This window comes from Cyanobium sp. LEGE 06143, from assembly GCF_015207535.1.
In the GTDB taxonomy this organism is placed as follows: Bacteria; Cyanobacteriota; Cyanobacteriia; order PCC-6307; family Cyanobiaceae; genus NIES-981.
Map to the genome: position 1 here is coordinate 1 of NZ_JADEWP010000079.1, position 10,590 is coordinate 10,590.

The 10,590-nt window shown below is 63.0% G+C and carries 12 protein-coding genes; 4 read left to right on the forward strand and 8 right to left on the reverse strand.

The window, feature by feature from the left end; genetic code table 11:
- Nucleotides 1-22: 22 nt before the first annotated feature.
- Nucleotides 23-1,645 (reverse strand): serine hydrolase, encoded by a 1,623-nt coding sequence (locus tag IQ216_RS07170; protein WP_193814934.1) that lies wholly within the window; start codon nt 1,643-1,645, stop codon nt 23-25.
- Between the two features lie 632 nt (nt 1,646-2,277).
- Here IQ216_RS07170 and IQ216_RS14485 point away from each other — a divergent pair.
- Nucleotides 2,278-2,412, forward strand: coding sequence for a hypothetical protein (locus tag IQ216_RS14485; RefSeq protein WP_255510590.1), 135 nt, complete (start codon nt 2,278-2,280; stop codon nt 2,410-2,412).
- Between the two features lie 775 nt (nt 2,413-3,187).
- On the opposite strand, the gene IQ216_RS07180 is transcribed toward IQ216_RS14485, so the two are convergent.
- The 7 genes from IQ216_RS07180 to IQ216_RS07205 form a co-directional block, all read right to left on the reverse strand.
- A complete protein-coding gene (locus IQ216_RS07180; protein ID WP_193814935.1) occupies nt 3,188-3,577 on the reverse strand; it encodes a type II toxin-antitoxin system death-on-curing family toxin in 390 nt (129 codons plus the stop codon).
- Nucleotides 3,574-3,768: a DNA-binding protein gene (locus tag IQ216_RS07185; RefSeq protein WP_186699927.1), complete on the reverse strand. Its 195-nt coding sequence runs from the start codon at nt 3,766-3,768 to the stop codon at nt 3,574-3,576. Before IQ216_RS07185 ends, IQ216_RS07180 begins: the two co-directional genes overlap by 4 nt.
- A 583-nt stretch (nt 3,769-4,351) precedes the next feature.
- Entirely contained in the window at nt 4,352-5,107 is a 756-nt protein-coding gene (gene istB, locus IQ216_RS07190; protein WP_228007255.1) for an IS21-like element helper ATPase IstB, read from the reverse strand.
- Nucleotides 5,034-6,593, reverse strand: a complete 1,560-nt coding sequence (gene istA, locus IQ216_RS14220) for an IS21 family transposase (protein ID WP_228007253.1) — start codon at nt 6,591-6,593, stop codon at nt 5,034-5,036. The genes istB and istA overlap by 74 nt, the downstream gene beginning before the upstream one ends.
- A 217-nt stretch (nt 6,594-6,810) precedes the next feature.
- Nucleotides 6,811-7,191 carry a hypothetical protein gene (locus IQ216_RS07195; protein WP_193814937.1) on the reverse strand — a complete coding sequence of 127 codons (381 nt, stop codon included), beginning with the start codon at nt 7,189-7,191 and terminating at the stop codon, nt 6,811-6,813.
- Between the two features lie 308 nt (nt 7,192-7,499).
- The gene (locus IQ216_RS07200; protein ID WP_193814938.1) at nt 7,500-7,862 is read right to left on the reverse strand and encodes a hypothetical protein; all 363 of its coding nucleotides are present in this window, start codon (nt 7,860-7,862) and stop codon (nt 7,500-7,502) included.
- A 76-nt stretch (nt 7,863-7,938) separates the two neighbouring features.
- Nucleotides 7,939-8,436, reverse strand: coding sequence for a hypothetical protein (locus IQ216_RS07205; RefSeq protein ID WP_193814939.1), 498 nt, complete (start codon nt 8,434-8,436; stop codon nt 7,939-7,941).
- Between the two features lie 108 nt (nt 8,437-8,544).
- Here IQ216_RS07205 and IQ216_RS07210 point away from each other — a divergent pair, with 108 nt between their 5' ends.
- The 3 genes from IQ216_RS07210 to IQ216_RS07220 all read left to right on the forward strand — a co-directional run bounded on the left by IQ216_RS07210 (nt 8,545) and on the right by IQ216_RS07220 (nt 10,546).
- Nucleotides 8,545-9,201 carry a hypothetical protein gene (locus tag IQ216_RS07210; protein WP_193814940.1) on the forward strand — a complete coding sequence of 219 codons (657 nt, stop codon included), beginning with the start codon at nt 8,545-8,547 and terminating at the stop codon, nt 9,199-9,201.
- A gap of 227 nt (nt 9,202-9,428) precedes the next feature.
- A complete protein-coding gene (locus IQ216_RS07215) occupies nt 9,429-10,043 on the forward strand; it encodes a minor capsid protein (protein ID WP_193814941.1) in 615 nt (204 codons plus the stop codon).
- A gap of 239 nt (nt 10,044-10,282) precedes the next feature.
- On the forward strand, nt 10,283-10,546 hold the full coding sequence (locus IQ216_RS07220) for a hypothetical protein (RefSeq protein WP_193814942.1): 264 nt from the start codon (nt 10,283-10,285) through the stop codon (nt 10,544-10,546).
- Nucleotides 10,547-10,590: the final 44 nt, after the last annotated feature.

Here is a 10,590-nt window from a genome sequence, read left to right on the forward strand (position 1 = left end):
CATCATGGCCGCTGGCCAACGCTCAGGGCTCCCGCCGCTGGAACCGGTAGCCGTCGTAGCTGAAGCTGGTCACCCGGCCGTCGGGGCTGGTCTGAAAGGGCAGCTCCACCGGCGAGGAGATCACCCCGGGCCAGAGCAGCTGGAAGGTCTCGCCGTCCCAGGGGGTGAGTGGGGCCCGGTAGCGGGCCGCTCCCGCCAGCACCTCCAGGGTTCCCTCCTGCTCTGCCACTGTCCAGATGCCGAACAGGGGGTTCTCGTAGCTGCCGCTGTAGGCCGCAAGGAGGCGGGACGGGGGTTTGGGGTTGGCCGGTTGTGGCGGTTCCTTGAGCAGAAGACTCTCCAGCTCCAGGGCCTGGGCCCGGATCAGCGGCTGCAGATCCTGCTCCCCGGGCCGCCCGAAGGCCTGCTGCAGCAGCGCCGCCCGCACCGCCTCGGGCAGGGCCGTGAGGTTGCGGTTGGCCAGGATCGCCACCGCAAAGCGCTTCTGGGGCACCACCAGCACCACGGTGCGCACGCCATCGAGGGCGCCGCCCTTCTCCAGCACCTTGAGGCCGTTGTAGTGGTACACCCCCCAGCCGGGGGAATAGGTGAAGCCGGAATGGGCATCGATCGGGGGGAACTCGGCGAAGCCGGGCTCCTCGGCGATCACCGGTTCGAACAGCCCCTGCACCGCCTGCGGCGAGAGCACCTGGCGGCCGTCGATCGCACCGTCGTTGGCGAGCATGGTGAGGAAGCGGCCCAGGTCGCTGGCGCTGCTGGCGAAGCCGCCCGCAGCCACGAACAGGCCGCTGAGGTTGGGGGGCACCACCTGCAGACGGCCCTGCACCAGGGCGTGGGAGCGGCTCACATTCTCCAGCGCGCCCAGGGTAGAGCCAGTGCCGATCAGGCTGCTGGCGACGCCGGTGCGGGTCATGGCCAGGGGCTCGAACAGCAGCGCGCTGGCCAGCGTGGTGAAGGGCTGGCCGCCGGCCGCCGCTGCCAGTTCACCGGCCAGAAAGAAACCGATGTTGGAGTAGGCGGGGCGCTCCCGGAAGGAACTGGCGGGCTGCACGTAGCGGATGCGGCGCAGCACGTCGGCGCGGTCGTAGCCGAGGTGATCGAAGAGGTCACCGAAGAAAGGGGGGAAGCCGGCCCGGTGGGTGAGCAGGTCGCGGGCATTCACCCAGCGGCCCGCGTAGGCGTCGTGAAGACGGAACTGGGGCAGCAGCTCCTGCATCGGCTGGTCCCAGCCCAGTTGCTTGCGGTCCACCAGGGCGGCCACGGTGGCGGCGGTGATGGACTTCGACACGCTGGCCAGCTGGAAGACCGTGGTGGCGGTGGTGGGCTCAGCGGTGGCCAGATCGCGCACGCCAAAACCCTCGGCCAGCAGCAGCTGCCCGTCCTGCACCAGGGCGATCGCCATCCCGGGCACGGCGTACTCCTGGAGCGCCCAGCGGCTGATCCGCGCCGCGGCGGCGGCGTCCAGCCCGCTGCCCGGGGCATAGCCCGGCAGGCCGTCGCCGGCCCTGGCGGCGGGCAGGGCAGCAGGCAGGGAGGCTGCCAGCGCCAGGGCGGCGAGCCCAACCAATGGCGCCAGGGTCCGACCCACGGGCCTCGGCAGCAACGGAGGCTCGGAGGGGTGGCGCTGGACGGTGGACTGGGCCAAGGCGGCAACCCGGAGACCCCACCAGCTTGGGCCGACCCTGCATTCCTGGCAGCTGTGGTGCTGCAGGTTGACCATGGCCATGCGGTGACCTGCCTGGCGCCCCTTGACTTCGGCGGCCCGGACCAGGGCGACCGGGTTCTGGCGGGCGATCGGGAGGACGCCATTCTTTAGCGTCTCATTAATGCTGCCTGACGACTTCCGGGGCGCTTACAATATCAATGAGATGAATTCGTCGATCAATGTGACACGCGATCTCAGGGTCAGCGACAGCTGGCCGTTCCCGCCTTCTGGGTAGACAGCAAGGCGGCAGTGCCCTGAATCGGTAGACCTGAAGCCACCCGTTCGATCTTCGATGCCACTCCGCTCAGCCAGCGAGTTTCCTGTGAGTCCAGAGGCTGAGGCGCTGCAGGACACCTACCAGGACTGTTGCGCGGCCCTGGTGTCGGCCAACCGCTCCCGCGGGATCCTCAAGGCCCAGAACGATCGCCGATCTGCTGGAGCAGACCAACAGGGAACTCGCTGGCACCGATGCCCGGGTGTACCGCCGGATGGCAGACCATCAGCAGCGCTCCAGTGCTGCCCTGGATGACCTCCGGGATCCCCAGCCTGCAGGCCACAGCAACCCAAGGGCCTTGCTGAGCAAGGAGCACCGGATCAAGGGCACCTCCAAGCTCAGGAAGGCTGAACTGGCCAAGGCGGAAGGCGATTGGGAAGCCCTGGTGATCCTGCTGAGCAAGGAGTGGAGAAACTGCTCAAAGCACAGGTGATCTGTGATCAGGAGCGGTGCTCGCGCGCTACCCGGGATTTGAAACCTCGGCCGAGGAAGCAGCAGAATTGGTGGAATTCGCCAGCAATCTGAGGCGGGCCCTCAGGATCCTGCTTGGCTCAGAAAAGCACGAAGAGCGAACAAAACGACCGGCTTGTCTGGCGTTCACACCGCTACCGCCAGCTCCGGAACAAACGCCGCCGGGATCGGCTGCTGCAGCCGCCAGCGAATCGCCATCGGCCGCTCCCCTTCACAGCAGCACCTGTGAGCCGCGCGCCTCGTGGTGGATGGTGCGCTTTTGCGCAGGGTGATGAACAGCAGGTCGCACCTTGTGGCCTGGTGTCAGACCACGCCTTCGCGGTGGATCCAGGGGGCGTGATCGGTGAGCACGCCGTAGCCGCAAGGCTTCTGCGAAGCAGTAGGCGGCTTCGATCTCGGCCCGGCTGTAACGGCCGTGCACGCGCAGCAGGGGCACCGGCAGCGCCCAGGGCAGGGGGTGGAGGCGGTGATCGGCACACCCGGCGCCAGGCTCCGGCCTGCCAGAGCACGGCCTGGTCTTCGTGGCATCGCGATGATGAAGCCCATGACCACCACACCGCCCCCACTGGTGACCTGCGAGGCCGCGAGGCGCTGCCGGCGTTCTCGCAGCGGCTGGTGGAGCGCTACGCCCCCGAGAAGGTGATCCAGTACTCCTGCGCAGAAGCCTGCGGCTACGGTTCCCTGGCGCGTGGTGAGGGGCGCTGGGATTCCGATTTGTGACTAGCACTGGATGATGGTCACGTCAGAGGATGGCTATGCCGCTCAACCCAGCTTGTGTATGCCCTTCGATCAAGGCCACCAGAAGCCACAGCAAGGATTGTGGCTTCTGCCGCATCCACTGAGGTCCTGAGTTGATGGCCGTTCAGCATCAACATCACCTCCGTGGCGGCGTGACCAATTCGTTTGTTACCATCCACGAAGGGATGATTGGTGATGAGTGAAAAACCGAGACAGGCGGCTTTATTGATGATCGTTGGATAAAGATCATCCCCGGCAAAGGTTTGGCGAGGCTGGCTCAGTGCAGCTTCCAGCAGGCCAAGATCTCTCAGTCCTGGTGAGCCGCCGCTGGTGATGATCAGCTGGCGATGAAGCTCCAGCACCTCACCAAGTTGAAGAAAGCGGATCACGCCAGACGACGGTAGAGCTCCTCATTCTTTGAGAGAACTCTCGCAGCGATGGTTTCGAAATCGGCGGAAGGGCGACTGAGCAGATCCCGAATGGCTGCAGCTGCCAGGTCTTCCTGGGGCACGTTCAGTCGACGGGCCGTTTCAGCCAGGGCTCTGGTCTGCTCGTCGCTGAGCTGGATGGCAAAGACCATGGCGACCCTCACTGGCCTGAGCCTAGGTGAAACCCGATGCCAGAGCTCCGAACAGCCCCCTTCTAACCGCCAACCCCGCCGTTATGCCAAGCAACAGCCTGGCAGCCACGCCGCCGGGATCTCCCGTTCCAGCCGCCACCCCGGGAAGGGCCCCGCCATCGGCCGCTCGCCTTGGTGGCGCTGAAGGTTCTATAGGGCCTGGCCTGCTGGCCGCAGGAGGAGGAACCCAGCCTCAGGATGGGTGGAGAATCYSTCKMTKRYMWMGACGTGAGCAAGCAACAGGGCCGCTGGTGCAGCATTGCCGGCGTTGCCGATAGCCAGGCAGATCACTGTCCCGTGTCAATCAGGTTGACGGGTGGCGTCAATCTGGTTGACCGGTAGAGAGTGGTTGTTCGGAAGCCCGCTGGAGCCTGAGATCGCAGCGGGGATCGGGATCGTGACCAGGCTGTCGCGGCGCGTCAATCAAGTTGTGGTTCCGGCGGCCATCTCAAGGCGGGTGGGCCAGTTTTCGTGTCGCCGCAATGCTTCTTTTGGGCAGAGTGGTTGCTGGCCTCGATCGTGACGGCCATGACGTCCGCGTCAATTACGTAGGTGGGTGGCTGGAGACGCTGGAAACCCTTGCGGCCGCTTGCTTCTGCCGGTAGCTCTCGCCCTTGATACCCACGATGTGGCAATGGTGCACCAGCCGGTCCACTGCCGCCACGGTCATCGATCCACTTGGAAAAATCGTGTCCCACTCCCGGAACGGCTGGTTGGAGGTCACCAGCAGGGAGCGGCGCTCGTAGCGGTGGCAGATCAGCTCAAACAGCACTGAGGTTTCCAGCTCGCTGCGCCGTACGTAGCTGATGTCGTCGATCACCAGCAGGGCGTAGCGATCCAGCTTCTGGATTAGGGCTGGGAGCTCAAAGCTGGCCTTGGCCTTCTGCAGCAGCTGCACCAGGGCGGTGGCCGGGAAGAAGCGGCAGGCCTGGTCCTGCTCAATCATCGCCATCGTGATGGCAATGGCCAGGTGGGTCTTGCCCACGCCGCTGGGGCCAAACAGCAGCAGGTTCTCGGCCTGCAGCAGCCAGGTGTGGCTGCGGGAGAGCACCTGCAGCTCCTGCCAGTGCTTGGCCTCGATCTGCTGCTGATCAAACCCGTCGATCCCCTTCTGCCAGGGCAGGTGGGCATCCCGCAGCAGCCGTTGGCGCCGTGCCACCTGACGGTGATCCACTTCCTGCTCGCAGAGTGCATAGAGGAATTGCCCAGGGCTCCAGCCCTCGGCCTCAGCCTGCTGAGCGAGCCGCTGCCAATGGCTGCGGAAGCGGGCGAGCTTGAGCTGTTTGAGCAGCAGCGGCAGCGCCGCTTCCACAGCTGCTGAGCGGGGCACCGGGGAGGAGGTGGTCATAGGAGGCCAGCAGGTGTTGGGGAATGACGGGATCAGGCAGAGCGCTGGGGCGAGGCGGTACGCGGAATCGCTGCTGCAAGAGCGAGAGAGACAGGATTTGACGCTGCTGCGCCTGCTGTAGGAAGGCGAGCACCAGCGCAAATGAGGCCACCCGTACGGCGACATAGAGGGCCTCAACCATGAGCCGGGCTGCCGCGTCACGGTCACCGCTGGCAAGCAGGCGCTGCCAGAAGTTCCACCAGTGCTGGTCGGGGAAGAGGTGGCGCTGGTAGCGGCAATGGAGCAGGGCCCGTGGCTTGGCGCGCAGGCCATCGATCAGGTGCTCCAGATCGATGCACCAGGCCCTCGGGCCATGGCTGCCGGTGCCATAGGCACGGGGCAGCTGGCAGACCCAATCGCTGCCGAGGTAGACGATCAGCCGGTCATGGTGCAGCCGCACCGTGACCTGGCGGCCGATCAGGGTGGGCGGCACCGAGTAGATCACCTGCCGCACCTCGATCGTGCTGGTGCTGCGCACCCGAACGTTGAGCAGCTCGTAGTCCGCAAAACGGAAGGCCGGCAAAGCACCGAGATGCTCGAGTTCCTGCTCGTAGCGCCGCTGCCTGGGGGCGTTGAGGGCGCTGAACACCTCGGCCAGCAGTTCGCCGTATTCGGCCGGCTCGTCGAAATTGCAGCTGCCGCGCAGCAGCAGCTTCTGCTCCAGCCGCCGTTTCACATGGCCGTGCGGTGCCTCGACGATGCCGTTCTCATGGGCCACCCCCCGGTTGTTGCGGCTGGGGCTCAGGCCGTAGTGGGCGCAAAGCGCCTGGTAGCGGGGGGTGATGTCGAGGGCATAGCTGCCATCCCGGTTGCGGCTGGCGGCCGAGAGCCGATCGGTACGCAGTTCCCGCGGCACACCACCACAGGCGGCCAGGGCGTTCTGCAGCCCCTCTGAGAGGGCCACAAAGCTCTCGCCGCCGTGGATCACCTGGCCATAGGCCCAGCCGCTCCAGGCCAGGCGGTAGTGGAACAGCAGATGGGGAAAGGGCTCTCCTCTCAAGGTGATGACGACCCGTTTGACCTTGGTGAAGTCGCAGAAGCCGATCTCTCCGGGCTGATACGCCAGCGGAAACATCACCTCCGGCGTCGGGCCATGCAGCGCCTTCCACTGCTGCACCCGCCGCTGCAGGGTGCGTTTCACCGAACTCAAGTCCTGATCTGGCTTTTGCTCCTGCAGGTGCTCCAGCAAGGTGGTGGGCGTCAGGGCTGGATGCCGCTCCAGCAGCGGCAGCAGCAAAGGCTCCCACACCTCAGCCAGAGGATCTGGTCGGCGCCTACTGCGGGGCTTGGCAGCTTGGGGTTGGAGGCGGCCTGAGTCGATCCGGTGAGCACTGCTCACCGAGATGCCCGCCGCTGCGGCAGCCACCTCCTGGCGGCTGCCGGCTCGTCGTTTGGACATGTACAGCGCAATCTGGTGAGCGTTGAGGGGAGCAGGCATGGCCCGGTGCCCTGCGCATGGCAACCGGATTCAGCTGATCCACTCCAGAGCGGTCAACCTGTTTGGCGCGACCCCTCAACCAGATTGTCGTCGGACAGACGAGCTGGATTGCGAATGCAGGCTCATCGACTGCCGTCCAACGTAGTGGTGGTATCGAATGCCGACGACTCGTAACAACTCAATCGATCGCCTGCCGCCTCGACCGATTCACGAACGCTCGACGGTGGAAACCACTCTTCTTTGCTCGTGTCTGAATCTGCTGGATCATCGCCAGGGTCAATGGGGTACTGGTGTGTGGCTTTCTTCCTCTCCAGGTCTTACGGTTCAGCTTGATCCTCCCCATCCGCCTCTTGGCCTGCTGCGAGCTTTCAGCTTTCATCTGGAGTGATTTCAGCGTGGAACGTTCATACTTCAACCGCTTGGCACGCAGCCGCCTCAATTCGCTGCTCATAGGTGGTTCAGCCTTCCACTCTTTCAGCAAACCAGCAATGGTCGCCTCCCGCTCTTTGATCTTGCGTAGCAAGACGCGCCGCCGGTAACCTCCCACCTGGCGCCGCACGGGGGGTACTCCTTGCAGGCTGGAGAGCTGACCACCAACCTTTCGACCCGCCTGGGAAGCGAACCCAGCTCCGCGAGCTGCCAGGCCAGCAGGGGTGCTGAAAGCTCCACCTGTCCCCGGCACGCGTTCAATTCTGCGACCAAGCGGGGGGAAGCTTCGACCCAGCGCCGAGCCAACGCGGCGCCCCGCAGGGCCTCGCTTCTTGCGCTTCTCGCTTGAGCGAGAGGCAGAGGAAGAGGAAGAGGAAGAATCCTTCCTCAGGCCCCCGCCTGGGCCTGCCTCTCTGCTGAAGGAGAAGATGGGGTCGTTCATGACTGCATCCCCCGCTGGGGCTGCTTCCTGCTCTTCTTCGAAGGCTTGTACGGCTTACCGGTGCGGTAGCACAACCACGTACCGGCGGCGTCTTGGTAAAGATGCTCGCCGTCTATATCGAGAGTGATAAACGAGTCGTTACGGCTAGTTGCTCCGCAGGAGTCGGCAGCGGTGCGCCTGGCAGCAACTCGGTCGGGTGAGAGGCAGTCGTCGTCGTCGTCGAGGTCTTCTTCTTCTTCGAAGGTCGCCATGCTGTAGCTGAGCTTGGCAATCTCGGATTGATCGCATTGCCTGCCGTTCCAGTAGGCGCTGGTAAGGCGAGCGTCTGCTGCAGTAATCGGGTGGTTGCGGTTATTCATGGGTGGCTCAAGGGGTCAAGAGTGAAAGTGGGATAAACAGATGGGAGCCCAGCCCCAGGCCGGGGGGCTGGGGGTGTTACTGAGGTCGGATCGGCCTCCGGGTTAGTTGCCACTGGCCACGCTGAGCGTGAAACACCACCTGGCCAATGAGAGCATCGGCAAGAGCTGCGTCGCAGCCTTCGAAGAAGAAGGTGCCACCTCGCGAACGACACTCGTGGTAGAGCGGCAGTACCTTCTCTTTCATCTCGCTGTTCGCGAGATCGAGAAGTCGAGCGATATTCGCAAGTAGCGGTTCCGCTTGCTTAGTTAGCTCTTCAATCCTGCGCTCATCTGCAGCAACTCTCGCTGCATGCTGCTCTTGGGAGTAGGCAGCCTCAAATTCGCGGTTGGCTTCTTCGAGTTTAGCCTCAGCTTTCTCGGCGAAGGCTTTCTTTACGATGTCCGGCAGATCCAGATCTTCAACAGCTTTGCACTCGGCTAAAGACTTGTTATAACGCTCCGATGCGCGTTCGAGACGAACGCTGCCTTTGGCGATGGCAGAGATTACGCCGATTGATGTTGCAGTAGGGGACATAGAGAGGGGGCGTTCTGTCCTCTTAGTATAGGCAGATTGCAGGGCGATTTCTAGCTAGAATCGACCGAGGCCCACCAAATCTCGAAATCTCAAACACACACATGAGCCATGGCACCCTTCTATACGCACGATCCGGATGACGAGTTGCTGGCCGCAGCAGGCCCAGGCTATGTATATTTGGAATTGCCCGAATACTTGTTAGACCGTCTGAGCCGAGAAGGATTAGACGTGAGTCGCGGGATGATCGGCCCACCGCATCAAATTGAGAGAAGCAAAGCAGAAGTGGCGAAGCATGATGATTGCTACACACCGGAGAACATCTCAGAGACACTGGATCTGCTGGCGCGAAGTACCTGGAAACGGGAGCTTCCGACTAGAGAGTTAATGGAAGCGACGAGAAAGCTAGCTCACGCACCGGGAGCTGATTACTCACCGGAAGAGTGCCGGGAGGCGGCAGCTTATCACTACTACCATGCGATGTACAGCGCGCTGTGCGCGAATTTCTCTGAAGAGTCAGCGATGAGATTGCTGCACAAGGCGCAAGGCGCTGAACACGAGGAAGAGATCTTCGAAGAAGAAGAGATCGATCTAGAGCTCTTCGAAGAAGAGCCAGCCGTAGAGGTGCCCTGGTACTTGCTGAGCAGCTGGTTGAGGCTTGGCTACAGAGAAGGATGGAGAATGGCAGAAGCGTTTGGGACTAAGAGTAAGAGGGGGCTAGCGCCTCACTACATCCGGCGTGTGATCAAGAGAGGGGAGCAGCCGTGAGAGCGCCGTCGCTACAAAGCCGCCACGATGCCCGGCACGCTGGGGCAGGCCCAGGGGGGAGGTACTCAAAACTTGTAGAGCGTTATAACTCAGCGCTGAAGCTGGAAGAAGATCTCACCCTTCGGACGTTCAACAAAGCTCTAACACAGAGCTACCGATCGCTGCTGCCACGTATCACAGGCGAGATCCAGCGCGGTGCTCTCTCCAGAGTTGGCTACAACTTGGAGTTGGCACGTCAACTGCAAGCTTTGTTGCCGCAGGCTGCACCAGATGAGCCAGACCTCTATGAGAAGGGGTTTGAAAAGCTGCTTCGAGAGTCCACCAAGCTCGGCACCGCCCTGGGGGAGTCCCTGCTGCCCCAGGGGGGTGGCGGTCCGCGAGTCTCCGCTCTTGCAGTCGGTGTGCCGCTGGAATCGGCTGTAGCAATGGCCAGGGAGTCAAGGCGCTATCTGCAGCGCCATGGCGAAGAGTTCGCTAATACCGCAGCGGAGCTGCTCACCAGCGGCATCCTCGAAGGGCGCAGCAATCAAGAGATCGAGAGAGTGCTTCGATCTCGCCTTGACGTGGTGAAAAACGCAGCGGAGGTGATCGTTCGCACTGAGAGCATCCGCGCTTACTCCGCAGCGCGGCACGACCGGTTCAAGGCTGCTGGAATTGATTACGTGCAGTACTGGGCGACGGCAGATGATCGAACTTGCCCGATCTGCAGACCCAGGGCGGGGTTGAAGTATCGAGTCGGCGAGCTGCAACTGCCAGTGCATCCTCGCTGCAGATGTACGTCAACACCGTGGGTGGAGAAGATAGCTAGAGCGCACCGGAAGGAGGTGCTGAGCGAGGAGTGACCCACTAACTCTGCTAACAACTCAGCACCGAAAAAGGGGGCAGCAAACTAAAGCGAGGGTTTCGAGGGGGTGCACTCCCCTGCCGCCAACCAATGGTCTGCCGCCTGTCTTGAGTGTACCACCTAAACGGACTTAGCGCAACTATGGATCAACCCGATTTCGCCACTCATTTCGCAGCGGCCAAACAAAGAGCGGTAAACCGCCTTGCGGCTTGGTTAGAAGCTCGCTTTGTTGAAGAGATGTCCGATCCCAAGTGGAGATGGACTGACGATGAGCTTAGAGACATCGTTGACACCGGGAGGCTTCGAGCCTCTCTACAAGTGAACATCACACGCAACGGCATCGACTTCACCTGGCCAGTGGAGTACGCGAAGCACGTTCACGAGGGCGCTGTGCTGCGGAGCGGGAGGCGACTGCCGGGTAGACCCTGGACGGCGGCGCCGATGGTTGAAGCAGCGGCGCGGTTCGGTGAGTTTCTAGAAGAGGAGATGGGTCGGGGGTGACTCGCACCGGTGGGAGAGCTGGCCGCTGGAGCTGGCCCAGGGGG